The organism is Larkinella terrae, from assembly GCF_009668025.1.
In the GTDB taxonomy this organism is placed as follows: Bacteria; Bacteroidota; Bacteroidia; order Cytophagales; family Spirosomataceae; genus Larkinella; species Larkinella terrae.
The window spans coordinates 112,982-137,686 of record NZ_WJXZ01000014.1; the positions used below are offsets into that span (position 1 = coordinate 112,982).

General features: G+C 52.6%; 22 protein-coding genes. 9 read left to right on the top strand and 13 right to left on the bottom strand.

Annotation, left to right across the window (positions count from 1 at the left end):
* Positions 1-93 precede the first annotated feature (93 nt).
* From GJJ30_RS22540 to GJJ30_RS22550, 3 genes are read left to right on the top strand one after another with little or no spacing between them, the layout of a single operon-like run.
* Positions 94-1,371: a TolC family protein gene (locus GJJ30_RS22540; protein WP_154177459.1), complete on the top strand. Its 1,278-nt coding sequence runs from the start codon at positions 94-96 to the stop codon at positions 1,369-1,371.
* A gap of 2 nt (positions 1,372-1,373) precedes the next feature.
* Positions 1,374-2,387, top strand: coding sequence for an efflux RND transporter periplasmic adaptor subunit (locus tag GJJ30_RS22545; RefSeq protein WP_154177460.1), 1,014 nt, complete (start codon positions 1,374-1,376; stop codon positions 2,385-2,387).
* Between the two features lie 3 nt (positions 2,388-2,390).
* A complete protein-coding gene (locus GJJ30_RS22550) occupies positions 2,391-5,564 on the top strand; it encodes an efflux RND transporter permease subunit (RefSeq protein ID WP_154177461.1) in 3,174 nt (1,057 codons plus the stop codon).
* A gap of 290 nt (positions 5,565-5,854) precedes the next feature.
* Here the strand turns inward: GJJ30_RS22550 and GJJ30_RS22555 are convergent, their stop codons facing one another.
* From GJJ30_RS22555 to moeB, 3 genes are all read right to left on the bottom strand, one after another.
* On the bottom strand, positions 5,855-6,715 hold the full coding sequence (locus GJJ30_RS22555) for an oxidoreductase (RefSeq protein WP_154178693.1): 861 nt from the start codon (positions 6,713-6,715) through the stop codon (positions 5,855-5,857).
* 84 nt (positions 6,716-6,799) lie between these two features.
* Positions 6,800-7,702, bottom strand: coding sequence for a helix-turn-helix domain-containing protein (locus tag GJJ30_RS22560; RefSeq protein ID WP_154177462.1), 903 nt, complete (start codon positions 7,700-7,702; stop codon positions 6,800-6,802).
* Positions 7,703-7,872: 170 nt separating this feature from the next.
* Positions 7,873-9,018 carry a molybdopterin-synthase adenylyltransferase MoeB gene (moeB, locus tag GJJ30_RS22565; RefSeq protein ID WP_154177463.1) on the bottom strand — a complete coding sequence of 382 codons (1,146 nt, stop codon included), beginning with the start codon at positions 9,016-9,018 and terminating at the stop codon, positions 7,873-7,875.
* Between the two features lie 171 nt (positions 9,019-9,189).
* Between moeB and GJJ30_RS22570 the strand changes: the two genes are divergently transcribed.
* Positions 9,190-9,726, top strand: coding sequence for a DinB family protein (locus tag GJJ30_RS22570; protein WP_154177464.1), 537 nt, complete (start codon positions 9,190-9,192; stop codon positions 9,724-9,726).
* Between the two features lie 172 nt (positions 9,727-9,898).
* Entirely contained in the window at positions 9,899-10,912 is a 1,014-nt protein-coding gene (locus GJJ30_RS22575; RefSeq protein WP_229313357.1) for a family 43 glycosylhydrolase, read from the top strand.
* A gap of 101 nt (positions 10,913-11,013) precedes the next feature.
* Here GJJ30_RS22575 and aspS read toward each other — a convergent pair whose 3' ends face one another.
* The 6 genes from aspS to GJJ30_RS22605 form a co-directional block, all read right to left on the bottom strand.
* A complete protein-coding gene (gene aspS, locus GJJ30_RS22580; RefSeq protein WP_154177465.1) occupies positions 11,014-12,783 on the bottom strand; it encodes an aspartate--tRNA ligase in 1,770 nt (589 codons plus the stop codon).
* An 80-nt stretch (positions 12,784-12,863) separates the two neighbouring features.
* Positions 12,864-13,862 (bottom strand): hypothetical protein, encoded by a 999-nt coding sequence (locus GJJ30_RS22585; protein ID WP_154177466.1) that lies wholly within the window; start codon positions 13,860-13,862, stop codon positions 12,864-12,866.
* Between the two features lie 87 nt (positions 13,863-13,949).
* Positions 13,950-14,957, bottom strand: a complete 1,008-nt coding sequence (locus GJJ30_RS22590; RefSeq protein WP_154177467.1) for a hypothetical protein — start codon at positions 14,955-14,957, stop codon at positions 13,950-13,952.
* 4 nt (positions 14,958-14,961) lie between these two features.
* Positions 14,962-16,389, bottom strand: coding sequence for an MBOAT family O-acyltransferase (locus GJJ30_RS22595; protein ID WP_154177468.1), 1,428 nt, complete (start codon positions 16,387-16,389; stop codon positions 14,962-14,964).
* A gap of 60 nt (positions 16,390-16,449) precedes the next feature.
* A complete protein-coding gene (locus GJJ30_RS22600; protein ID WP_154177469.1) occupies positions 16,450-17,514 on the bottom strand; it encodes a glycosyltransferase family 4 protein in 1,065 nt (354 codons plus the stop codon).
* Positions 17,515-17,518: 4 nt separating this feature from the next.
* Entirely contained in the window at positions 17,519-18,208 is a 690-nt protein-coding gene (locus GJJ30_RS22605) for a polysaccharide deacetylase family protein (RefSeq protein WP_170299256.1), read from the bottom strand.
* A 267-nt stretch (positions 18,209-18,475) separates the two neighbouring features.
* Here GJJ30_RS22605 and GJJ30_RS22610 point away from each other — a divergent pair, with 267 nt between their 5' ends.
* Positions 18,476-18,868 carry an Hsp20/alpha crystallin family protein gene (locus GJJ30_RS22610; protein WP_154177471.1) on the top strand — a complete coding sequence of 131 codons (393 nt, stop codon included), beginning with the start codon at positions 18,476-18,478 and terminating at the stop codon, positions 18,866-18,868.
* An 80-nt stretch (positions 18,869-18,948) separates the two neighbouring features.
* On the opposite strand, the gene GJJ30_RS22615 is transcribed toward GJJ30_RS22610, so the two are convergent.
* The 4 genes from GJJ30_RS22615 to GJJ30_RS22630 form a co-directional block, all read right to left on the bottom strand.
* Positions 18,949-19,248, bottom strand: coding sequence for a winged helix-turn-helix domain-containing protein (locus GJJ30_RS22615; RefSeq protein ID WP_154177472.1), 300 nt, complete (start codon positions 19,246-19,248; stop codon positions 18,949-18,951).
* Positions 19,248-19,901 carry a hypothetical protein gene (locus GJJ30_RS22620; RefSeq protein ID WP_154177473.1) on the bottom strand — a complete coding sequence of 218 codons (654 nt, stop codon included), beginning with the start codon at positions 19,899-19,901 and terminating at the stop codon, positions 19,248-19,250. The genes GJJ30_RS22615 and GJJ30_RS22620 overlap by 1 nt, the downstream gene beginning before the upstream one ends.
* 156 nt (positions 19,902-20,057) lie before the next feature.
* Complete coding sequence (locus tag GJJ30_RS22625; protein WP_154177474.1) at positions 20,058-20,450, bottom strand: diacylglycerol kinase family protein; 393 nt, start codon at positions 20,448-20,450, stop codon at positions 20,058-20,060.
* Complete coding sequence (locus GJJ30_RS22630; RefSeq protein WP_154177475.1) at positions 20,434-21,099, bottom strand: DUF1361 domain-containing protein; 666 nt, start codon at positions 21,097-21,099, stop codon at positions 20,434-20,436. Before GJJ30_RS22630 ends, GJJ30_RS22625 begins: the two co-directional genes overlap by 17 nt.
* A gap of 175 nt (positions 21,100-21,274) precedes the next feature.
* On the opposite strand from GJJ30_RS22630, the gene mazG reads away from it, so the two are divergent.
* From mazG to GJJ30_RS22645, 3 genes are all read left to right on the top strand, one after another.
* Complete coding sequence (gene mazG, locus GJJ30_RS22635; RefSeq protein ID WP_154177476.1) at positions 21,275-22,111, top strand: nucleoside triphosphate pyrophosphohydrolase; 837 nt, start codon at positions 21,275-21,277, stop codon at positions 22,109-22,111.
* Positions 22,112-22,249: 138 nt separating this feature from the next.
* Entirely contained in the window at positions 22,250-23,401 is a 1,152-nt protein-coding gene (locus tag GJJ30_RS22640; RefSeq protein ID WP_154177477.1) for a T9SS type A sorting domain-containing protein, read from the top strand.
* Positions 23,402-23,658: 257 nt separating this feature from the next.
* Positions 23,659-24,696 (top strand): T9SS type A sorting domain-containing protein, encoded by a 1,038-nt coding sequence (locus GJJ30_RS22645; RefSeq protein WP_170299257.1) that lies wholly within the window; start codon positions 23,659-23,661, stop codon positions 24,694-24,696.
* The last annotated feature ends 9 nt before the right edge of the window (positions 24,697-24,705 follow it).

Here is a 24,705-nt window from a genome sequence, read left to right on the forward strand (position 1 = left end):
ATTCTAATAACTCTCTAACAACCTCCCGGTTTCGTAAACCGTACTTTTGCGGTTGGTGGCTTGCCGCTCACCCGACCGAATCAAGGAGGAATTATGAAAAACCGGATGGCGAAACTGCGCAAAAAAGAGGCCGGTTTCATCCTAAGTGTCCTGCTCAGTGGCAGCCTTTTCGCGCAATCTCCCCGCACGCTGACACTTCCCGAAGCCATTGCCGAAGCCCGGCAGCACAACCCGGTTTTGCGGGCCGAACAGCTTTCCATTCAATCATCCCTGGCTGATGTCGTAACCGCCGGTCTGCGCCCCAATCCGGTGCTCAACAATCAGACGTTGCAACTGGTTAAACCGGCTGCGTTTCCGGAAAATACCGGCGCATTGAATAACCGCAACCGGCAGGTCTGGTGGCAGTTGACGACGCCCGTCAATGTGGCCCGCAAGCGTCAGAAAGCCGTTGCCCTCGCCGAACAGGGCGTTGAACTGACCCGCCGGAATGTGGCCGAAACGGAGCGGAATCTGTTGCTCGACGTGGGCAACCAATGGCTCGATGCCTGGACCGCCCGGCGTCGGCTCGAACTGATTCTGGAGGCCCAGCAAAACATCGACACGCTCGTTACCATCAATCAGGTACGCCTTCGGAATCAGGTGATTACGAAAACCGATCTGTTGCGAACCCAGATTCTGGCCGATCAATACCGGCTCCGCAGCCAGACCACCCGCCAGGAATACCAGAACCAACTGCTGCTGCTGAAACGCCTGCTGGGAACCGCCGACAGCCTCGACATTTCGATGGATGACACGGCGCTGGCCTGGAAAACCGGTCCTGCTGATACGCTCATTACGCGGGCGCACCTCAAACGTTCGGACGTCCGGGTAGCCGAACAGGCCATTGAAGTGTCGACCCAGAATACCCGTTTGCAGGAAGCCCTGCGGGCACCCCAGCCCGAAGTTGGGGCGATTTACAATCCCCAGAACAGCGTTCCCTACGTCGGGTTTTACGGGACTTTGCCACTGCCGTTTTTCAACAAAAATCAGGGCGGAATCCAGAAAGCGAAAGTGCAGCAGGAACAGGCCCGGCAGGTGGCCGATTACACCCGGCTCCAGGTGCAGACGGAAGTGCAAACCGCTTACCGCAGTTACCTGACGCAGCGCGGAAATGTTGACCGGTATGAGGGTATTCTGCAGCAGTCGGAACAGATTCTGACCAGTGTCCGCTATGCCTATCTGAAAGGCGGAACGACCATTGTCGATTACCTGGAAGCCCAGCGTTCGTGGCTCGATGTTCAGCAAACGTACCTCGATGCGCAGGAATCCTACCGGCGCAGCCTGCTTCAATTGTGGTTTGTAACGGGGCAGATGCCAACCCAAAACCGATGAAAATGAATAAGATAACTCTGGGCCTGCTGGTGATGGTGTGCGGCACGGCCTGCCAGGAAAAACCGTCGGCGGTGGCCGTTCAGAAACCGGTTTCGCGCCCCGTTGTGCAGGACAGCGGTCGGTTGATCGAGGTGGGCCCCGATTCGACGACCATCCGGTTTTTCCAAACCGAGTCGGTACAAAACCGCAGTTTAACGGCTGATTATCAGGCTCCGGCCCATGTCGTAGCCACGGTGATCGGTTCGGGGGAAAGTGAAGGAAAACCGATGGTTTTGTTTGATAACCCGGATCTGACCGACAATTATTCGCAGTTGCAGCAACACCTGACCAACATCCGCCAACTTCAGGACGTCAACATGAAGCAGAAACTGATTGAGCTGGATCGGGCCAAAGACCTTGCCGAACACGGAGCCGCCACGGGGCGCGAAGTGCTGGAAGCGCAGTCGGCGCTGGCGATGGTGCGGACCAATCTGGCCAACGAACGCGCGCTGCTGTCGGAGCACGAAACCAAATTGAAACTGGCCGGATTCGATCCGGTTAGCCTCCAGCGCGCCCGACCCGGGCAAGCCTGGCTGATTTGTGATGTGCCTGAAAGTCAGGTGAATAAATTGAAAGTGGGCCATGTCGCCACGATCCGGTTCACAGCCTATCCCGACGAAACCGTCAGCGGTCGCATCGAGTCGTTCGGCGACGTGGTCGACAATGTGACCCGAACCATCAAGCTCCGCATCCGCCTGGATAATCCGGCGGGAAAATTCCGGGCGGGGATGTTTGCCACGGTTTCGTTTGGAATTTCCGAAGGCCAGTTTATGTCGCTGCCGCAAACCGCTCTGGTGACCGTTCAGGGAAAAGATTACGTATTTATCAAGTCGGCACCCCGCCGGTTCGAACGCCGGGAAGTGACGCTGGGCCAGCAGATTGGCGACCGGATTGTGGTTTTTCACGGACTAAAAGAAGCAGAAGCGGTGGTAATCAAAGGCACCATGCAGCTCAAAGGGCTGAGTTTCGGGTATTAACGTATGATACAGAACGCACTAAAGGTTGCCCTCGCCAACCGCACCGCTTTCGTCATTGCGGCCCTGTTGTTGATGGCGGCCGGGCTGGTTTGTTTCCGGTTTCTGAAAATTGAGGCCTACCCGGACATTGCCGATACGAACGTCATCGTGATTGCGCAATACGCCGGTCGGGCGGCTGAGGAAGTGGAACAGCAGGTCACAATTCCGCTCGAACGGGCCTTGAACAATACGCCCCGCGTCATTGCCCGCCGGTCGCGCACCATCTTCGGGCTGGCGGTCGTGCAGCTCAATTTCGAAGACGGAACGAACGATTATTTTGCCCGGCAACAAGTCATTGAACGGCTGGCAGCTGCGGAATTGCCCGACGGCGTCACGCCGGAACTGGGTCCGCTGACGACGGCGGTGGGCGAGATTTACCGCTACGTGGTGGAAGCTCCGCCGACCTTTTCGCCGATGCAGCTCCGCGATTTGCAGGATTGGGTCATCCGTCCGGCGCTGACGCAGGTTTCGGGCGTGGCCGACGTGGTGACGTTCGGCGGCCCCGTCAAACAGTATCACGTGCTGACCTCGCCGGATCGCTTGCGGAAATACAACCTGACGATGGAAACCATCATTCAGGCCGTGCAGGCCAATAACCTGAATACCGGCGGCAGCATCGTCGAACGCGGTGGGCAGGGGTTTGCGGTGCGCGGTCTGGGCGCGATTCAGCGAGCCAGAGACATCGACAACATCGTGCTGACCACCATCAACGGCGTTCCGGTTTACATCCACGACGTCGCCAGCGTTGAGGTGGCGCCCCCCCAGCCGCAGGGAATTTTGGGCTATACGATTCCGGTGAAGGGCGTTGACGTCAATTCCGGGGTGGAAGGAATCGTCTCGCTGCGCCGGGGCGAAAACCCGACGGAGGTTCTGAAAGCACTCAAGGAGCGGATTACCGATTTGCAGGACAACGAACTGCCCAAAGGCGTCAAATTACAGATTATATACGACCGCTCGACGCTGGTCAACTACACCCTCGAAACGGTATCGCACACGCTGCTGGAAGGTATTTCCATCGTCGTCATCATTCTGGTGCTGTTTCTGGGCGACATTCGTTCGGCGCTGGTGGTGGCCATTACCATTCCGTTTTCGCTGTTGTTTGCGTTTATCCTGATGAAACTGACCGGTATTCCGGCCAATCTGCTGTCGTTGGGTGCGATCGATTTCGGGATTATTGTCGACGGTGCCTGCGTAATGGCGGCTCACCTGATTCATTCATACCGACACGCGGCCGATCGGACGGCGGAATCGGGAAAACACCGGAAAAACATTGTGGCCCTGACCATTGAATCGGCGGGCGAAGTTGGGCGGGAAATCTTTTTTGCGGTGACCATCATCATTCTGGCGTATTTACCGATTCTGACCATGCAGCGCGTGGAGGGAAAACTCTTTTCGCCGATGGCGCTGACGCTGGCTTTCGCCGTGATTGGCTCAATGTTATTTGCCTTGACCCTGATCCCGGTTTTGATGACGTTCGTGTATCGGAAACAGGTTGAAACCGCTCAACCCGCCAAAAAGAAGCGGAAAACCGTTTTTGAACGCATCCAGGGTAGTTATGTTCGGATGGTCCTGCGAAGTTTGCAGAACCCCCGAGCGGTTTTTTTCGGCGGCCTGGCCGTGGTGCTCATCGTCATCGGTTTGGGCGTTCGCATCGGTACGGAGTTCCTGCCGACGCTGGATGAAGGATCGATTTTCATGCGCTCGTTCCTGCCCGCCGGTACGAACATCACGGAAAACCAGAAGATTGCCCCGGTGATTCGTCGGGTGGCGTCGCAGCATCCCCAGATCGAAAGCATCGTTACGCAATCGGGGCGGAATGACGACGGAACGGACCCGTTTCCGGCCAACCGGACCGAAATTCTGATGATTCTGAAACCATATAGCGGCTGGGTGCACGACACGACGAAGCAGCAATTGCTGACGACGATCAAAAGCCAGCTGGAAGAGCAATTGCCCGGTGCCAACCTGTCGTTCGGTCAGCCTATTATCGATCAGGTGACGGAAATTGTGACGGGTTCGGCCTCCGATCTGGCGATCAATCTGACCGGTTATGACCTGACGCTCCTGCGTTCCAAAGCCGATCAGGTGCTGAAAATTGTGCGCGGCATCGACGGCAGTTCCGAGTCCGGTATTGAGCAGGAGGGACCCCAGGCGCAGATGAGCATCAATATCAACCGCCAGCAGGTGGCCCGCTACGGCATCAATGTGGCCGCGATTCAGACGATGGTCGAAGCCGCCATTGGCGGAAAAGTGATCAGCACACTCTACGACGGACCCCGGCGTTACGACATTGTGGTGCGGTATTTACCCGAAAACCGCAATAACATCGACGTGATCCGCAGCCTGCAGGTTCCGTCGCCGGGCGGTTCCCTGATTCCGATGAGCCAGTTGGCAGATGTGCAACTGATTGACGGACAGACGAATATCTACCGACTGGATGGCAAACGGCTCGTCACGGTGCGGACCAACATCCGGGGGCGCGATCAGGGGAGTTTTGTGGCCGAAGCCCGGCGCAAAGTCCGGCAGCAGGTGACGCTGCCGCACGGTTATGCGGTGGCTTACGGTGGTCAATTCGAGAACCTGGAACGGGCGGGCAAGCAATTGACGGTGGCCATTCCGCTGACGGTGGTGATTGTGCTGGCGGTTTTGTTCCTGCTTTTCCAGTCGGTTCGTTACGCGCTGATGACGGTTGTCTGCGTGCTGTTCGGGCTGGCGGGCGGTATTGCGGCCTTGCTGCTGCGCGGCTATAACTTCAATGTATCGGCTGGGGTCGGTTTTGTTTCCCTCTTCGGTTTGTCGGTCATGGCCGGTGTGCTGTTGATTGCCGCTATCAACCGGGAGCGCGAAACCGGCGAAATGCCGCTTAAAATGGCGGTGGCCCACGCGTCGGGCGAGCAGTTGCGGGCTATTCTGATGATGCTGATCGTCGCGATCATCGGCTTGATTCCGGCGGCAACTTCTTCGGGCATTGGCTCGGACGTGCAGCGTCCGCTGGCGACGGTTATCATCGGCGGTTTGACCTCGACGCTCCTGTTTACACCTTTTCTGTTACCGCCTTTGTATTACTGGATAGAACGAAACCGCAGGAAAAAAACGGTTCCTGAGCCCCAGGAAGTTGTTGAATCCTCCCGGACCTAAAAACCGGCTTTGAAACCGTCTGTTTTTCCGTCCACCGTGCCAGTGGCTTCATCTAAAGATGCACCTTCTTTCTGGTCACGTAGAGACCGAATGTTGGTAGAAAATGAACCCGGTTCCACTGCTTTAGGTCGCGTAGCGATCGAACAAAAGGCGCGTGTTCGATCGCTACGCGACCAAAAGGGATGTGCTTAGAGAATTATACTATAAACATTCGGTCGCTACGCGACTAGAAAAGAGGTGCATCTACTTTAGAGGAAGACACAGCCCACGGGTTTGGCATTTTGCATTGATCAGGCTGTAGTACGTTCGGTTTCAAAACCGGTCGAAACCGTCAGTTCTTTCCAGGTTTCCAGATCACTTTTTACGGCATCAATCTTTCCATAAGCCAGATCGTAGGCATCCTGTCCCAGGAATAAATGCAGGGGCGGATTGGCTTCCGATGCAATTTGAATGATTGCGGCAACGGCTTTTTCGGGATCACCCGGCTGATTTCCGTTGATCTGCTGCTGGTGCGCCTGTTGCGAATCGCGGACCTCCCGGTAGGCATCGATCTGGTTTTTAGGAACGGCCAGCGAACCGGACGTCAGAAACTCCGTCCGGAAATAGCCGGGCTCAACCACGGTTACATGGATTCCCAGCGATTTAACTTCCGTAGCGAGCGATTCCGAAAATCCTTCGACGGCAAACTTGGTGGCGCAGTAAATCCCGAAACCGGGGAAGGCACCGGTAAAACCGCCAATGGAAGAAATATTGAAAATATGCCCGGATTGCTGCGCCCGCAGGTGTGGCAGCGCCTGCCGGATCACATTCAGCGAACCGAAAACGTTGACGTCAAAATTTTCGCGGGCCTCTTCGTCGGTCAGTTCCTCGACGCTGCCCAGCAAACCGTATCCGGCATTGTTCACCACCACATCGATTTGCCCGAAATGCCCGACGGTTTGGGCAATCGCGTCGGCCACGCTCGACTCGGTTTTCAGATCAACGGCCAGCGGCAGAAAACGATCGGCAGGCGCTTCGACCAACCGGCGCAGGTCGTCGAGATTCCGGGACGTGGCGGCAACATTATACCCGCCGTTCAACAACTGTTTTACCAATGAAAGTCCCAGACCTTTAGAGGCTCCGGTAACAAACCATACTTTCTGTGTGCTCATCATTTTGTGTGTTTAATGATGGGACAAAAGTAGGGGCATCGGGCGGGCGAAGCATTGCGGTTTTCAAACCGATACTTGCAAAATTCAAACAGTCCGGAAAGCGGAGGGTGTCAGGTGGGTCTGTTTCTTGAAAAAGTTGTTGAAATGGGCCGGTTCTTCGAAACCGAGCGTATAACTGATTTCGGAAATATTCCAGTCCGTGTGTTTCAGCAGCGCTTTGGCTTCGCTGGCGAGTCGTTCGGCAATGTGATCGGTCGTCGTTTTTCCGGTGGTCTCCCGAATCGAGCGGTTCAGGTGGTTGACGTGGACCGAAAGCTGGTCGGCAAAATCCTTCGCCGATCGCAATTTGAACCGTTGGGAAGGCGACTCGATGGGAAACTGCCGTTCGAGCAATTCGCTGAAAACCGCCGTGAGCCGCGATTTGGCGTCGGTTTGCTGATACAGCGTTTCCGTTGGCTGCATTTTAAGTGCGTAATGGATCAACTCCATCAGGTAATTCCGCAGCAGATCGTATTTATACGGATAATCCGAGCCAATTTCGTCGAGCATTTTCCGAAACAACTGGCTAACCTGTTCATCCTGCGTTTCATTCAGAACGTAAGCCGGTTTGCCGCCAATGGCGAACATGGGTAATTCGCTCAGGTTGCCCCGGAATTTTTCGGTAAAGAAAGCTTCCCTGAAAATGCAGAAAAAACCGCCGATGTCGTCGGACAGGGCTTCCCAGTTGTACGGCACCTGCGGGTTGAAAAACATCAGCGTTGGACCGTTGATATCCAGGCTTTTATCGGCGTAATGGTAAACATTTCGTCCGCGAATCAGCGTGACTTTGTAGAAATCCCGGCGGCTGTAGTTGACCGGTTCTTTGCCTTGACCAACGCAGTCCTCCAGCCGAAACACGTTGAAATGTCCCCGGTCCTGTTGCAGGTTTTCGGGCAGCCAGTTGAATTTGATCTGGTAAAAGTCTTCGAGCGTTTCGGTCTTTTGCATGACGCGAAGTTACGAAATTCAAACCGGATTTTTAGAGTTAGGGAGGGCGGTTTCTTGAAAAATGGTTGAATGGTTTTGATGGTTGGATGGTTAAAAATGGTTAAATGGCTGGTCGAGTAGGAAACCATTTAACCATTTTTAACCATCTAGCCATTTTTAGCCATCCAATATTAATACACCTCCATTTCCGGCTGCACGTCGCGGGCCCAGCTGTTGATGCCGCCCTGCAGGTTCATGAGGTTGGTGAAGCCGAATTCTTTCTGGAGATAATCGATGACGTACTGGCTGCGGATGCCATGGTGACAGTATACCACGACCGGCCGGTCGGTGGGGATGCGTTTGACGTTGTTGGCAATGATGTTGACCGGAATCAAAACCGCATTGTCGAGGTGGCAGATGTTGTATTCGGGCCGCTCGCGGACGTCGAGCAGGAAAAAATCTTCCGATTGCGCCAGCCGATCGGCCAGTTCCAGGGCGGTAATGGACTGGCGAACGGCGGTTTTTACCGCAATCCGCTGGCCTTCTTCCCAGCCGTTCTGGGCGGCTGCTTCGGCATCGAGCCGACGGCGAACCCGGATTTTCTGGAACGACATCGCCAGCAAATCCACCATCAGCAATTCTTCACTTAGCAAATGACCGATGCCCGTGATCAGTTTGATAACTTCATTGGCCTGATACGTCCCGATCACACCCGGCAAAACGCCCATCACGCCCGTTTCGGCGCAATTGGGAATCTCCATCTGATTCGGGAATTCGGGGAATAAACACCGGTAAGTGGGTCCGCGACGGACTTCTTCCGGCTGAACATCCGAAGCCGCCAGCCGGGCATTCAAAACCGCTACCTGTCCTTCAAACCGGTGAATGGCACCGTAGATAAACGGTTTTTCCTGCATCACACAGACGTCGTTGACCAGATACCGAACGGTGAAGTTGTCGGTGCAGTCGACCACCAGATCGTACTCGTCGATCAGCGTGCGGGCGTTCGAGCGATCGAGGGCGTAAGCGTAGGCATTAAACCGGATTTCCGGGTTTATTTTTTTGAGTGAATTTACGGCAATTGTCGCTTTGGGTTTTCCAACCTGCTCGGTGGTATAAAGCACCTGCCGCTGGAGGTTGCTGACGGCAACCGTATCCGGGTCGATCACGCCGATGGTACCCACGCCTGCCGCCGTCAGATAAAGCAAAACCGGACAACCCAACCCACCTGCGCCAACGACCAGCACACGAGCCTGTTTTAATTTCAATTGGCCTTCCAAGCCGATTTCGGGGAGATTCAGGTGTTTTTCGTAACGAGCGTATTCCGCAGGTAAAAGCATAGCTATTTGTTGTTGAGTTTCCGCACTACATTTTAAACGAAAAAGCAATCCAATTTACATTCCCACTTCTAATTTTATTTTATGAACCGCCCTTAAGTAGAAATCCCGTATTCGCACTTGCAAACCTGCTTAGCGGTTTTATCTTTGGTACTCAAACAATTAACCTTCGCCATGAAACAAAAAATTGGATTTACGGCACTTGCCCTGATGCTCTGGATGAGTTTCAGCGCTTTTCTGAGTGCCCCTAAAACCGTTGCCCAGATGACAACGGAGTGGACACGCGCGAAAGAATTCACCAAGGAGTATTTGGACGCGATGCCGGAAGACGGCATGGGCTACAAACCAACGCCCGAAATCCGGAGCTTTGCTGAGCAAATGCTGCATTTGACCGCTGCCAACTACAATTTTACTGCAGCCGCTACCGGAAAAGCCAATCCGATGCAGGGAAAAAAGCTGGAGGCAATGGACGAATTAAAAACAAAAGCCGCTCTGACGAAAGCTGTCATGGATAGCTACGACTTCGTGCTGGATGGCATCAAGGGGCTGAGTGACGCCCAACTGGCCGAAAACGTCAAGATGGGACCGCGTGAAATGTCCCGCGAAACCGTTTTTGCCAAGGCGTTTGAGCATCAGACTCACCACCGGGGCCAGGCAACGATCTACATTCGGATGAAAGGCATCAAGCCGCCGAATGAGAAATTGTTTTAACATCATTAGTAATTAAGGTAGAATGGAAACCAGAGTTCGGCGTGTTTTGTCGGGCTCTGGTTTTATTTTGGAGATATGTACTTACAAAATTAATTGTACCCGATAAGCCTTAACTTGCCTGTCTAACTCCGGAAAAGTTAGTCAAAATCTCGTTGACGGGAACTTACAAACGATGAAACGATACACCTTTGCGTTGGCCGTCGGATTGGTGATGTTGCTGACCATCAGCAGTGGCTGGCTGCGCCCTGAAGCGGTTTTTCGCCAGGTTACGCCAAAAATGATGTACGGCGACCAATCCCGGCTGGGCCGGCCTTACGCCAAAGATCCCCACGTCGTCAAATTTAAGGGGCGTTACCTGCTGTATTTTTCCATACCGGCCTACACTGATTCCAGCGGTGTCAAGCACGGTTGGGGCATTGGCGTGGCCGAAAGCCGGAACCTGATCGACTGGCAGAAAATTGCGGAAATTCCGCCCGTGGCAGATTACGAAAAAGCAGGCATCTGTGCGCCCGGCGCTTTGCTGAAAGACGGCAAAATTCATCTGTTTTACCAGACCTACGGGGGCGGCCCGAAAGATGCGATCTGCCATGCGTGGTCGGACGATGGCGTTCATTTTACCCGTAACGCGACCAACCCGATTTTCCGCCCGACGGGCGCGTGGAACTGCGGTCGGGCGATTGATGCGGAAGTATACCGGTTTAAAAACCAGTATTTTCTCTATTTTGCTACCCGCGATCCGGCGTATAAAAACCAGATTCTGGGCGTGGCCGTTACCCCCTTGAAAACGTCATTCAACCGCGAGGAGTGGCAGCAACTTTCGACCGAAGGTCCGATTTTGAAACCGGAGCTGGCCTGGGAAGGAGAGTGCATTGAAGGTGCTTCGGTGATCGAGCGAAACGGCGAACTGGTGATGTTTTACGCCGGGGCTTACAACAACTGGCCGCAGCAGATTGGCATCGCCCACAGCCGGGACGGACTCCACTGGGAACGGATGCAGACCGACCCTTTTTTGAAAAACGGGGCACCGGGCAGTTGGAACGCCAGCGAATCCGGACACCCGCATATTTTTGAAGACAGCGACCACCAGACGTATTTGTTTTACCAGGGCAACAACGACAAAGGCCGCACCTGGCTGCTGTCCAACGAGAAACTGAGCTGGAAAGGTACCCGTCCGGTGCTGCCTTGAAAAACCGCAAGCTTTCTAATTCCCTTCTTCTGGACTTATCATAAAACCGGAAAGGCGCAGGTCGAAAACCCGCGCCTTTCCGGTAAAGCACTTTTTATTCCTTATTTTTTTGCGACCGCAATCTGCAGTTCGTCCAGTTGCGCCGGAGCAATTGCGGACGGCGAGTCGATCATGACGTCGCGGCCCGAGTTGTTTTTCGGGAAAGCAATGAAATCGCGGATGGAATCGGCGCCCCCGAAAATGGAGCAAAGCCGGTCGAAACCGAACGCGATACCGCCGTGGGGCGGAGCGCCGAACTCGAACGCATCCAGTAAAAAACCGAACTGCGCCTTGGCTTCTTCGGGCGTGAAACCCAGCAGATCGAACATGCGCGACTGCAAATCCCGCTGGAAAATCCGGATTGAACCACCACCCACTTCGGTGCCGTTGATCACCATGTCGTAGGCATTGGCCCGCACCGCGCCGGGATCGGTTTCCAGCAATTTAATATCTTCCGGTTTGGGCGATGTGAACGGGTGGTGCATGGCAAACCAGCGGTTTTCTTCTTCGCCGAATTCCAGCAGCGGGAAATCCAGTACCCACAACGCGCTGAACTGGTTCGGATCGCGCAGACCCAGCCGACTGCCCATTTCCAGCCGCAATTCGCTCAGCTGTTTCCGGACCTTATTGGTTTCGCCGGACATAACCAGCAGTAAATCACCCGGTTCGGCCTGGAACTGAACCACCCAATGTTTCAGGTCTTCTTCCGAATAAAACTTGTCGACCGATGATTTGATCGTTCCATCTTCGTTATACCGGACGTAAATCAATCCTTTTCCGCCAATCTGGGGGCGTTTGATGAAGTCCGTGAGTTCGTCTACCTGTTTGCGGGTGTAATGGGCGCAGCCTTTGGCGTTGATCCCGATCACCAGCTCCGCTGAATCGAACACGACGAAGTTTTTCCCTGACGTCAGATCCACGGTGTCAAAAGCGCCTTTCAACTCAACAAACGACATCCCGAAACGCGTATCCGGTTTGTCGGAACCGTACAGGCGCATGGCTTCGGCGTAGGTCATGCGGGGCACTTCGTCCAGCGTGAGACCAATCACGTTTTTGAACAGGTGCCGCACCAGGCCTTCGAACATCTGAAGAATATCTTCCTGCTTAATGAACGACATCTCGCAGTCGATCTGGGTAAATTCCGGCTGGCGGTCGGCCCGCAGGTCTTCATCCCGGAAACACTTGACAATCTGGTAATACCGGTCAAAACCCGATACCATCAGCAGTTGCTTGAACGTCTGGGGCGATTGCGGCAGGGCGTAAAATTCGCCCGGATTCATGCGGCTCGGCACCACGAAATCGCGGGCACCTTCCGGCGTCGATTTAATCAAAACCGGGGTTTCGACCTCAATAAAATCCTGGCCGTCCATGTAAATCCGCGTCTGCTGCGCCATTTTGTGCCGCAATTCGAGATTCTTACGAACGGGATTCCGGCGTAAATCGAGGTAGCGGTATTTCATCCGCAGGTCGTCGCCACCGTCGGTATCGTCTTCAATCAGAAACGGCGGCAGTTTGGCCGGATTCAATATTTCCAGCTTTTCCAGCCGGATTTCGATGTCACCCGTTGGCAGATTAGGATTTTTGGATTTGCGCTCGATCACTTCGCCGGTGGCTTTCAGAACAAACTCCCGACCCAGCGTGCGGGTCAGGGCGATGGTTGCCGGGTCGGTTTTTCCTTCTTCGAGCAACAGTTGGGTCAGGCCGTAGCGGTCGCGCAGGTCGATCCAGATCAGACCCCCTTTGTCGCGGATACGCTGGACCCAGCCACAGAGAATAACTTGTGTGTTAACGTGTTCGATGCGAATTTCTCCGCAGGTATGAGATCGAAGCATACTCTTCAAATGGTTCAATAAGCCGCAAATGTAGCCAAAGTATACCCGCCTATCAAGCCGAAATAAAAATCGATGCCGGATTATTGAGCAGCAACGACCGGCGCCTTTTGCAGGAAAGCCCGGGCAAAGCTTTGGGTGTAGCGGGTGGCGGTTTTCCGGTTCAGGTGTTTGCCGTCGTCGGAACAATCGGCGGGGAAGGGCGATGTGAATGCCCGATGAAAGGGAACGGCAATCCGGTAGCGGTCGGGGAGAGCCGCGTAAACGTTCGGCAGGATTTGTTGCTCCTCCTGCATCATCCGATTGGGCAAATAGAAGTAGATAGCCACATTTGCTGCATTGCACTGCTTCACCAACTGCATCAATTGGTCGATGTAAAGCCGCTCGTTATCAGTGAATTGGTGGGAAATTTTAGCGGTATCGGGTGGGGAGCTCGTCCGTATTTTATTGGATAACCGGCTCGGAAACGCACCGGGTCGGAAATACCGAAAACCGGTGGACGTCATGATGTAATTCTCCGGATTGTCCCGAACAATCGCCAGGGCAAACAGGTAAACCGAGCTTCGGAGCATGAAAAAATGATTCAGGAAGGAATCGTAAATCGAGATACCCTTTTGTACCTGTTCGTGTCCGGACTGGGTTTCCCGCAGGAAATGGCTGTTCCTGAACGCAATGTCATTCAACGGGTTATCCCGCCCAAATGGGTCTTCGTGCGTGAGCGTAGGTGGAAAAGATAATTCCAGAAAGATGGTTTTCAGGTGCAAACCGTCCATTTTCAGGAGCTTTTCGCATTCGGCAAACGTGTTGGGCGCAAACATGGCACTGAGGCCGTGGTTGAACGAACGCGTTTGATAATGCGTAACCGAATCAAAAACCGCCGGATTGAAACTGTGCGATGTCCGGCTGGAACCCACAAAAACCGTGTTGATCCGGTGCCGCATCGGTTTCAGGAGCGAATCGAGTTTGTAACTGCTTTCGTCAAACTGTTTCATTCTGAAGGTGTGCAGGTAGGTCCAAAGGCTGATTTTGATGCTCAAAAGCACCACCGCCAGCACCAGCAGCTTCAGGAAAAATTTCAGCATGATTTCAAAACAGACCGAAAGCGTTCGGATCGATGCGCCTGAGCAGGCGAGTGTGGAAAGCTACTAAAAATCCAGTGAATCAGCAATTTACGGTTTTTTTGAATTACTGCTTTTAAATTGCTTCTGAATAAACGCCTGAGCAAAAAGCTGCGAATAAAGCGTAGCGGATTTTTCATTCAGGTGCTGCCCATCATCGGAATAGTCGGCGGGAAACGGTGGTGTGAATTCGCGTCGGTATGGAACCGCCAGGCGGTATCGGTCGGGCAGGGCGGCATACACGCCCGGCAGGATCGCTTTCTCCTCGGCCATCATGCGCGAGGGCAGATAAAAATAGATGGAAACCTTCTGCGCTTCACACTCCCGGGCGAGCTGCATGAGCTGGTCTTTGTAAAGCTGGACCCGTTTCGTGTATCGAACGGGGAGAACCGTGGTGTCGGGCGGAGTCGTTAAACGCACGGGATTGCTGGACCGGTTTTGAAACGTGTTGGAATGAAAATACCGGTAGCCGGTGGGCGTCATGCTATATTCGAGCTCACCACCCCGGGCCAGCGCCAGCGTCAGCACATGCACAGCGTTTCGCAGCCTGAAAAATTGCGTCAGATACGAATCGTAAAGGGACGTTCCCCGTTGCACGCTTTCCGGTCCGTAGCTTTGTTCCTGCAGAAAATGCGTGTTTTTTAACCCGATTTCGGCAAAGGGTTCCGGCCGGCTGAACGGGTCGCCGTAAGTTTCCGTGGGCGGAAAAGACAATTCCAGAAAGATGGTTTTCAGTTTTAAGCCGTTTATCCCGAGAAGCTTCCGGCATTGAGAAAAGGTATTGGGAGCAAACAGTGCGTTGATGCCGAGGTTAAAAGAGTGGGTTTGGTGGTGGGTCACGGAATCGAAAACCGCCGGGTTAAAACCGTGCGCCGTTCGGCTGGAACCCACAAAAACCGTATTGATCCGGTGCCGGACGGGCTTCAGCAACGCATTGGTTTTGTAACCGATTTCGTCGGAATACTTCTCTTCGTAGGTGTGTAAATAAGCCCAGAGAACGATTTTGATGCCCAGAATGACCGTTGTCAACGCCAGCAGTTTCAGCACAATTTTTAACATCGGATCAGAACTGGTAATAAAAAAAGGGACTGTCGCTAATCCGTCCAAAAGTGAGAATCAGGATACAAACGATCAAATAAAAACTCCAGCGGCTGAGTCCGCCATACGACGCCACCAGTTCGGGAAGCTCCCGGTTTTGCAGTTTCCGGTTGATGAAATCCATCAAACCCAAAGCCACCAGAATCGGAAGAAACGGTTTCAGGTTGACAACATCCGTCAGGTGCCAGCGGTTTTTGGAAAACAATCCGCCCAATAAGGATCCGGTTGCCCCAATCGACGGCGCGCGCAGGAAGGCGCTGGTAAACATCCCAACGTGATAAGCCAGCAGGGTGGACAAAAACCGGTGCAGGGGCGTGTTCAGATCGGGCCAGATCCGGCGGAAAAAAGCCTGTCGCTGTTCTTTGGTGGCGTGTTCAGCCACGAGCCAGAGCCCATTGAGCAGGCCCCAGAGGATGTAGCCCCAGGTGGCACCGTGCCACAGTCCGGTCAGGAAATAGACGATCAATAGATTGATATATAGGCCGGTACGGGAGCGTAACTGTTTGCTCAACGGGAAATAAACATAGTCCCGAAACCAGGAAGTCAGGCTGATGTGCCAGCCTTTCCAGAACTCGATGCGGGAAGTGGAAGCATACACCCGGTCGTCAAAATTGCGCATGAGCCGAATGCCCAGCATGCGGGCAGATCCCAGGGCAATGTCGGAATAGCCCGAAAAATCACAGAAAATCTGAAGCGGTACGAGGACGAGGGAAAGGTATAAAACCGGTCCGGAGTACGCGTCGGGCTGAATAAAAACCGGATCGATCAGGCCCGCGATGTGGTTGGCCAGTACGACTTTCTTGAATAAACCCCAGGCAATGAGTTGCAAACCGGCCACGGCGTTTTCGTAGCGGAATGGCTGGGGTGTTTGCAATTGCGTCAATACCCTCTTGGCGCGTTCGATGGGACCCGCCGAAAGCGTCGGAAAAAAGGCCAGATAGGTGGCAAAATAGCCGAAATGAAGGGCAGGTTTGAGGTAGCCCCGACGAATGTCGATCAGGTAACTGATGGCCTGAAAGGTATAAAACGAAATGCCGATCGGCACCAGGGGCGACCAGGCTGGCAGCGGACTGATTTCGCCCCAAAGGCCCAGCAGGCTCGCCAGATTCTGGTTCAGAAATGCGTAATATTTATAAAAAAGCAACGGCAGCAGCAGCAAACCGATGCCCAGCCAAAGCGTAAACCGGCTGCCGGAGGGCTTTATGAGTCGGCCAAAGACGTAGGCCACGGTGGTCGATGAGGCCAGGAGAATCAGGTAAAAGGGTTGCCAGGTGAAATAGAAAAAATAACCGGCCAGCAGCAGCCACATCCACCGAAAGCGGTGCGGTAGCAGGTAGTAAACGAAAAAAATCAGCAGTAAAAAAAACAAATAAAGCGTAGAACTTAACGACATGGGCTCAGGCGTTCGGTTTCTATGGACACATGAAGATAAGAAAGTTAAACCGAAAACCGTTCACACCAATTCCGTGTACAACTGCCAGTATTGCTCGGCTGCGCGTTCCCAGCTAAACCGGGCGGCTTGCTGGCGCAATCGGTTCGCCCGAAAGGGATTGGCGGCAAAATCGTTCAGGCCGTCGAAAATCGTTTCGGCCATCGCTTCCGGTTCGAACGATTCGAAATAATACGCATCCGGGCCGCCAATTTCGGGCAGGCTGGTCAGTTTCGACAGGAAAACCGGTTTGCCGCAACTCATCGCTTCGACCACCGGCAGCCCAAATCCTTCGGAAATCGACGGAAACAAAAAGGCATCACATTGTTGATACAAGCCGGTTTTGGTGGCTTCGTCGACGATTCCGGTCAGAATCAGCCGTTCGCCAATGCCCAGCTGTTGCGCCTGTTCGCGGAGGTGAGCGGCATACGGATGGCTGTCGGGACCGGCCAGCACCAGTTGCCATTCGGGAAAAGCTTCGAGCAACGGCAGCAGCGTGTGCAGGTTTTTTTTGGGATGGATGACGCCAACGAACAGGAAAAACGGGTTTGGGAGATTGAGCGATTGACCGGGCCGCCGGGCGGATACTGGGTGATTGAGTGTGTGGTTTAATGAATTTCCGTTGTGGATAACAGTAAGTGGTATGTTGGGAATGGTTACATGCTGGCGAACGACGGAAGCGGTGTATTCCGAAATCGTGGTGAGGGCCGAAGCCCGGTCGATCTTGCGCTGGAGAGCCGCGAGCTTACCGGTTTTTTTGGCGTCGCTGTAGTCCGGCCGTTCCAGAAAATTGAGATCGTGAATCGTGAGAGTCAGGCGGCTTTTTTTCGACGGAGGGAGAAAACCGGAATCCTGATGGGTACAATGCCAGACATCGAATGAGGCCGGATTAACCCATTTGCGCCACCAGACGGCGGTTTGATACTGGACGTCCGGCCCGAAAATACCCTGCTGGCCTTCGGGAACCAGAAACGTGAGTTGGGCCGCGTCCGGCCGCTGGCGAACGAGTTCGGCGCCCAGTTGCCGGCAGAATTGCCCCAAACCACTGTTCAAATCCCGAAGCCGTTCGGTATCGATAAAGATTTTCATTTCGTTAGAGTATTTTCCCAAAACGCACTTTCCGGGCAAACTGCGCCATTGAATCGGTGCCGCGAATATCGAGTCGCTGTAGCTCAAACCGGTTTGAGACCGGAAAGGGATTCAGGCGGTTTCCGATCCGGAAAGCGAGCCGGATGCCGGATTCGCTCAGGGCGGTTTTCATGGCCTGTTTAATCGTGGCGTCTTTGGGCCGACCGCCATACGGGTACGCAAATGCCCGCACGTACGGCAGATTCAGCGCATCGAAAGCCGCCGTGTTTTGTAATAAATCGGTTTTGATTTCACTGGCATTCAGGTGTTTGTAATTCATATGCTGGTGCGAATGCAGCGCGAGTTCAAACGTTGGCAACAGTTGGCGGAGCTGGTCGGGCGTCATCAACGGTTCGGTGCAGCCATCCCACTGGTTGCATTGGCCGACAAAAGCCGTGGGGACAAAAACGACGGCATTCATCCGGAAAGATTGCAAAACCGGCAGCGCGTGGGTCAGGTTGTTAACGTAGGCGTCGTCGAAGGTAATCAAGACCGAGCGGGCGGGTAGCGGTTTTTGCCGGTCGACGGCGGCAATGAGTTGTTCGAGCGTAATGGACTGGTAGCGCCGGGCCTGAAGCCACTGCAATTGCCGTTCAAACCGGGCTACCGAAACCGTCAGAGCATCCTGCCGTTCCGGGTCGATTTTGTGGAACATTAACACAGGTAGGGCCTTTGAAGTGCGGAAAAAATACCACACCGTTCCAACCGCTAACAGACCCGCCAGGAACCACATCATAAATATTTTAAGGTTAATACGGATCAAAAATCAGGATTATTTGCGTTATAAAACAAATTACTGCCCAATTGGCAGCTTATTTTCGTCGCATCGGTTTTTAACCGCCACAATGACGCTAAAATTGGCCAGTTGTAAGTTGGGTACGCAATTTGTTTAACTAATAGTACACAACCAACAAGTACGATTATGAAACCGATAGAGAATACGCTGAAGGGAATGGGTGGGCAATTCGATTTGCTGAACACATTGTATGGCGGATCGAGCATGACCCGTATGGAAACCGAGCAGGAAGAGGACCGGTTGCTGATTAAATTGTCTGCCCCCGGCGTTGGGCCGGAAGCGTTCAATGTATTGATCGATGGCAAAAAGCTGGTTTTATATACGTTGCTCCAACAAAAAAATCCGACCGAAGGTCAAAGTCTGGCGGTGCCGATGTTTTTGCGGGTGATCGATATTCCGGATTTCGTCGATGCTGAACACATTGAAGCCATTCAGGACCACGGTCAGGTGCTGATTAATCTGCCGTTCAAAGACGGCCAGCACTTCCAGAACCGGGTCGAAATCAAGAATCTGTTTTAAGAGGATAGTAATACGCAGGAAGTCAATGTCCACATTGGCCAAAACCGGTAGGGTTGACAAAACCGTACCGGTTTTTTGTTTTAAACCGAACCCCGGATAAAGTCTTCCAGTGCGTTCAGGTGGTCGGTGAAGGCCTGCCGTCCAACGGGCGTGGCCGAATAGGTCGTGTTCGGTTTGCGACCCACAAATTGTTTTTTCACGGAGACATACCCCTGCTCCTCCAGCGCCCGCAGGTGCGTCGCCAGATTCCCGTCGGTCATTTCCAGCAGTTCTTTGAGTGAATTGAAACTCAGGGATTCATTCACGATCAAAACCGACATGATGCCTAACCGGGCTTTACTTTCAAATGCTTTATTAAATCCTATCAGGAACTCTCGCATCAGCGCTTCAGTTCGTCTCGTTCATACTTGAGATACATGACGGTGCCGTACACAATGTGCAGCACGCCAAACCCCACGGCCCAGGTCAACAGCGAATAACCGGTCCAGAATAACGCCAGTAAACCCAGCAGAATCTCCGACAAACCGAGGTATTCGACGTCGCGGACGGTGTATTTACTGCCGCTGTAGAGGGCCATCCCGTAAAAAATCAATGTGGTCGGAAACGTCAGCCAGATCAGGTTAAACCGGATCAGGGCCAGACAGAAAATACCGCCCGTTACCAGTGGAATCAACAAAGCCCAGAGCAGCCGTTTCGAAATCGTGTTCCAGACGCCGTGACCCTGCCGCCGGGCCTTGCGGACCGTAAAAAAAATGCCCAGCAATAAAGCCGCTGCCAGAACGATGGCGCCATCGAGGATCAGAAAATCGACCATATCCTGACGGGCCGGGCCGTTGAGCCGGCTCATGCGTTCGTAGCTGAGCAGCGTGAGGTTATTGTTCTGTAGTTTTACAAAGGCTACACCCGCTCCAATAAGCGCTACAATACCCGCCGAAATTCCCGATAAACCGCTCAATGACAGGAATTTCGATGAGCGTTCCATCAAACTCCGTATCTCCGTCAGGGTCTGTAAATGTTCGTGCGATTCGGACATCGGAAAGTGTGATTGTTATGGTTTAGATGGTTTTTTATGGTTCTAATGGTTGAAAATGGCTGAATGGTTTTGATGGTTAAAAATGGTTCTGGTGGTTGAATTACCGATGTTCTTTAACCATTTAGCCATCAGAGCCATTTTAACCATTAAAATCATTCAGCCATTTTTAACCATCCAGTCCATTTCGATCAATTTAGTCCCAAAAATCAAAATACCTACTATTACCGCAATAATAACTACTAATAATACGCCTGCGGCCGACAGATCCTTAACGGCTTTGATTTGCGGGTGCCGTTCCGGTGAAACCACATCGGCCAGTTTTTCGATGGCGGTATTGAAAGCTTCGGCGGCCAGCACCAGCCCGACCTGCGTCAGGATGAGCGCCCATTCCGTCCGATTTAACCGGAGCCAGATTCCGGCGATGACGACGGCAATGGCGGCCAATAAATGAATTTTAGCGTTATTTTCAAACCGGAACAGAGTGCCAATGCCCTCAACGGCAAATCGAAAACTCCGTAAATTTTTCCGAACGTCAATCCAGCGACTCATGCGTACGGCGTTGAACAAACTGCGTGAAGCCGGTATAAAGCGTCACCAACGCGAAAGTATACGAAAGTGTCAGTTTCAATGCAAACGGGCTGAACAGGCTGCGGCCGATAATCTGGGACAGTTCCAGCGGATTCGTGAATAAATCCCAGCTATTCAGTCGGATGAAACGGCCGAGGTAAATGCCGAAACTGGTCAGAATCAGGCAGCCGATCATCACGGCCCAGGTGCGGACGTGGCCCATGCGCTGGAGGAGCATCCGGTGAACCAGCAATTGCGAATACAATCCGGTCAGCAGCCCCGTGAGGGCGCACATGAAAATCATCATGGTGTCGAACCAGACGGTTTCTTCCGCAACGTGCCGGACATGGAACAAATCGGTGATGATATAGGGCGAATTAGGCAGAAAGAGTAGCCAGAACGCCAAACCAGGCCAGAAAAACCACTTTGGCAGTTGGCGACTTTCCAGTCCTTCACGCAGAAAGAGGATCACGGCGAGTGGAATCCAGGCTAGAAACAGGTTCCAGCTCAGCATTTTGAAGAACCAGTAATTCTGGCGAACCGCCACCATCGTTATGCTCATGACGGATAGCAAAATCAGCATTCGCAGGCCTTCGCCGGACCGGTATACCGCAAGTAATTTGTTCAGCATATGGATAAAAGAACTTTGGTTTACAAAGTAGCACATTGCAGCAATGCCGGTCAAGAAAATAGGCGAAAATATTTAGGAATGGAGGATTTTTTCGATTTGTTGCCGAAACCAGCGGGTTTGCACCAGGCGTTTTTTGTCGAGGTTGAAAGGTGTAACTTTGTAAAAAATATTCCCGATGCAGACCAACCTGAATCAACGACTGGAAACCATGCCCGCCCGGCGGCAGGAACAATTGCTGGCATTCGACCGCCTGCTGACCATTATGGACGAGCTTCGCGAGCAGTGCCCCTGGGACCGCAAGCAAACCATGGACACGCTCCGCCACCTGACGATCGAAGAAACGTACGAGTTGTCTGACGCCATTCTGGAAAAGGACCTGCCCGAAATCCGGAAGGAACTGGGCGATGTGATGCTCCACCTGGTTTTCTACGCCCGCATTGCCTCCGAGCCGCAGTCGGGTGCCACGTTTGATATTGGCGATGTACTAAACAGCGTCTGTGACAAGCTGATTTCGCGCCATCCGCACATTTACGGCGACGTCGTCGCGGATACCGAAGAAAAAGTGAAACAGAACTGGGAGCAACTGAAGCTGAAAGAGGGCAATAAATCCGTTCTGGCGGGGGTGCCGGGATCGTTGCCTGCGCTGGTAAAAGCCATGCGGATTCAGGAAAAGGCGCGGGGTGCCGGTTTTGATTGGGAAGAAAAGCAGCAGGTTTGGGAAAAAGTGGAAGAGGAAATGCAGGAATTTAAAGCCGAATTCAACGCCGAAACCGACGAGGTGATCGACTCCGAGCGCGCCGAGAAGGAATTTGGCGACGTCTTGTTCTCGCTGGTCAACTATGCCCGGTTTATTGATATCAACCCCGAAACCGCACTGGAACGCACCAACAAGAAGTTCATCAAACGCTTTCAATACCTCGAAGAACAGGCCCGGAAAAACGGTCGTCAGTTGAAAGATATGCGGCTGGACGAAATGGAAGTGTACTGGCAGGAAGCCAAGCAATTTACCTGAGCCTCACAAATAATTTACCAAAAGTGCCACTTTTCAGTGCTAAATAGCACTTTGTCGGGAATAAGAATGACTTTTTAAATCTGTCTTCGTCATACAAGAGATTTTGGGATTTCCATCTGCACCATAATTCTCGGTAGTATGAAACACGGTTTTCTGCTTTCAGCAGGGCTGATGGCCCTGCTGAATCTAACGCCCGCATTTGCTCAGGATCTGGATTTTAATACAACCTCGCCACTTTATCCGCCTGGTGCAAATTCGCATTCTTACACAGCTATCGGAACACCAGCTGTGAATGTGTATATTAGCGTAAGTTCAGGACATACAACATCTTTAGCTGCTCCTCAAAGAGCTTCTACAGGTTTGTATTCTCCAAATTTAGATTTTGACAATCCGAATGAAACCAAAAGCTATAGTTTTACCTTCGGTGATCCTGTTACAGGCTTAGAGTTTTCGCTTATTGCCCTTCAGTATAGAATTACTACAAACCCTGACCACAGCTATCAGGATAAGGTGATTATTCTTGCTACGGATGAATTCGGCAATACCGTCATGCCGGTTATTCCTGCCGGAACCGGATATAGTGTGGCTGGGAACGAAGTTCTAGCAACCTCGTCAACAGCGTCCGACGTTAATAAAGTCCGATTTCCAACAAAAGTTAAGAATGTAACTATTGTCTACGGAAATGGCCCATTGGCGGGCTCAAATCCAAACTCACAGGGATTTACAATAGGAGATATGGATTGGTCGGGCATCGTGTTACCGGTTGAGCTGGCTAATTTCCGGGCCAAGCCGATTGGCAGCGTTGTCCAGCTTGCGTGGGAAACGACCTCCGAACACAATGCGAACTATTTCACGGTTGAGCACAGCCTGGATGTGATGAATTTTACACCCATCGGTCGGGTGAAAGCCGCCGGTAATGCCACCCGCCGTCAGTCCTATGCTTTTGTCGATGATCAGTCGCATCGGATGACCAATTATTACCGGTTGCAGCAGGTCGATACCGACGGATCGAAACGGTATTCCAAAATCATCGCGGCCCGGCCCGATCACCTTCTGCCTGCGCTAACAACCTATCCCAATCCCTCCGACGGCAAAACGTTTGGCCTGCAATTCAACGACATAGATACCGGATCGTTGCAGCTTGTCGACTTCAACGGGCGAAAAATCGACTTCCAATTGATTGAAACCCCGACTGGTCACGTTACCCTGAATCCGCTCGTCCCGTTAAAAACCGGTTTGTATTTTCTGCATGCCACGGGTGTGAAAACCGCCCGTTTAGTGGTCAACTAAACAAGTGTGTACAAGCATTTTATTGCCCCATTTTTCATTTTGACACTCTATCCATGAACCATCTTTTACGACTTTTGAGAGACTTTCTACAATTCAGATTTTCCCTTTCTTCGGTCTGCCCCCAACCCCCTAAAGGGAGCTTTGAAATGCCGATTAAAGCCCCCTTTAGGGGGTTGGGGGCAAATTGGAAAAGGAAAATTATAAATTTTAGGCAGTCTCTGAGTTTTGTTATTTTTCTTTTAACTGCGCAATCCGCTTTGGCGCAATCCATTTACTCCCAGAATTTTACCTCCGGGTTAAATGGCTGGACAGCCAGTAATTCAACCGCCATTAGCGTAACGACCACTTCCGCCAGCTCGGGTTACACGACGCCCATTGCGGCTTCGGGTGGAAACAATCTGTCGTTTGGTGAATGCGGTGGAAATTCGGAATATACTGCGACATCGCCAGCGATCAATACCGTGGGACGGACCAACATTATGGTTGGCTTTGGACGACGAAAAACGAATGCGTTTGGACCTCAGGTGGTCATGTTTGAATTCAGTACCGACGGCGGCACCAGTTGGACGAACATATCTTCCGATGTGTCAACCGTGGCAACGACCACCTGGGGGCTATCGGTTTTTAATTTGCCAGTGTCTGCCGAGAACCAGACAAGCCTGATTTTCCGGTTTCGATACACACCGCCGAGCGGTGCCGCCTGCGCAACCGCGTTCCGGATTGATGATTTTACGGTAAGTGAAAACAGTTCGTTACCGGTTAAATGGACTTATTTCAACGGCACCGCTGAGCGGAACGGCAATCGCCTTGGCTGGGAAACCGCCTGGGAACAGAATGCCAGTTACTTTGTCGTGGAACGGAGCGCCGACGCTGCGACTTTCGAAAGTATTGGTCAGGTAACGGCCGTCGGAAATTCGACCAGTAAACAAATGTATACTTTTACGGATGGCGAGCCTCTGCCGGGAACCAGTTATTATCGGTTGCAGCAGGTTGATAAAGAAGGGCTAACGTATTATTCCAAAATCATTACGGTTCGACCCGATTACCAGTTGTCCAATGTCATCGTTTATCCCAATCCGACCGACGGTCGGTTCATTTACCTTCAGACCAACGATCTCGATTTATCATCGATTCAATTGATGGACCAGAGCGGACGCAAAATCAATTTTCGGCTTGTCGACCAGAGTAACGGACGAATCAGGCTGGAACCGCTATTGCCACTAAGGGCCGGTGTGTACTTTATCAGTTTTGTACAAGGCAACCAGCGCCGGACCATTCGGTTTGTGGTTCGTTAGAAAACCGCT

Bases quoted from the DNA above. Each gene is read 5' to 3' on its own strand.
- GJJ30_RS22545 (WP_154177460.1), top strand. From the start codon at position 1,374: ATGAATAAGATAACTCTGGGCCTGCTGGTGATGGTGTGCGGCACGGCC.
- GJJ30_RS22590 (WP_154177467.1), bottom strand. From the start codon at position 14,957: ATGTTAAAAATTGTGCTGAAACTGCTGGCGTTGACAACGGTCATTCTG.
- GJJ30_RS22630 (WP_154177475.1), bottom strand. From the start codon at position 21,099: ATGCTGAACAAATTACTTGCGGTATACCGGTCCGGCGAAGGCCTGCGA.
- mazG (WP_154177476.1), top strand. From the start codon at position 21,275: ATGCAGACCAACCTGAATCAACGACTGGAAACCATGCCCGCCCGGCGG.
- GJJ30_RS22605 (WP_170299256.1), bottom strand. From the start codon at position 18,208: ATGTTCCACAAAATCGACCCGGAACGGCAGGATGCTCTGACGGTTTCG.
- GJJ30_RS22555 (WP_154178693.1), bottom strand. From the start codon at position 6,715: ATGAGCACACAGAAAGTATGGTTTGTTACCGGAGCCTCTAAAGGTCTG.
- GJJ30_RS22570 (WP_154177464.1), top strand. From the start codon at position 9,190: ATGAAACAAAAAATTGGATTTACGGCACTTGCCCTGATGCTCTGGATG.
- GJJ30_RS22560 (WP_154177462.1), bottom strand. From the start codon at position 7,702: ATGCAAAAGACCGAAACGCTCGAAGACTTTTACCAGATCAAATTCAAC.
- GJJ30_RS22595 (WP_154177468.1), bottom strand. From the start codon at position 16,389: ATGTCGTTAAGTTCTACGCTTTATTTGTTTTTTTTACTGCTGATTTTT.
- GJJ30_RS22600 (WP_154177469.1), bottom strand. From the start codon at position 17,514: ATGAAAATCTTTATCGATACCGAACGGCTTCGGGATTTGAACAGTGGT.
- GJJ30_RS22540 (WP_154177459.1), top strand. From the start codon at position 94: ATGAAAAACCGGATGGCGAAACTGCGCAAAAAAGAGGCCGGTTTCATC.
- GJJ30_RS22640 (WP_154177477.1), top strand. From the start codon at position 22,250: ATGAAACACGGTTTTCTGCTTTCAGCAGGGCTGATGGCCCTGCTGAAT.
- moeB (WP_154177463.1), bottom strand. From the start codon at position 9,018: ATGCTTTTACCTGCGGAATACGCTCGTTACGAAAAACACCTGAATCTC.
- GJJ30_RS22550 (WP_154177461.1), top strand. From the start codon at position 2,391: ATGATACAGAACGCACTAAAGGTTGCCCTCGCCAACCGCACCGCTTTC.
- GJJ30_RS22615 (WP_154177472.1), bottom strand. From the start codon at position 19,248: ATGCGAGAGTTCCTGATAGGATTTAATAAAGCATTTGAAAGTAAAGCC.
- GJJ30_RS22585 (WP_154177466.1), bottom strand. From the start codon at position 13,862: ATGCTGAAATTTTTCCTGAAGCTGCTGGTGCTGGCGGTGGTGCTTTTG.
- GJJ30_RS22620 (WP_154177473.1), bottom strand. From the start codon at position 19,901: ATGTCCGAATCGCACGAACATTTACAGACCCTGACGGAGATACGGAGT.
- GJJ30_RS22625 (WP_154177474.1), bottom strand. From the start codon at position 20,450: ATGAGTCGCTGGATTGACGTTCGGAAAAATTTACGGAGTTTTCGATTT.
- GJJ30_RS22575 (WP_229313357.1), top strand. From the start codon at position 9,899: ATGAAACGATACACCTTTGCGTTGGCCGTCGGATTGGTGATGTTGCTG.
- aspS (WP_154177465.1), bottom strand. From the start codon at position 12,783: ATGCTTCGATCTCATACCTGCGGAGAAATTCGCATCGAACACGTTAAC.
- GJJ30_RS22610 (WP_154177471.1), top strand. From the start codon at position 18,476: ATGAAACCGATAGAGAATACGCTGAAGGGAATGGGTGGGCAATTCGAT.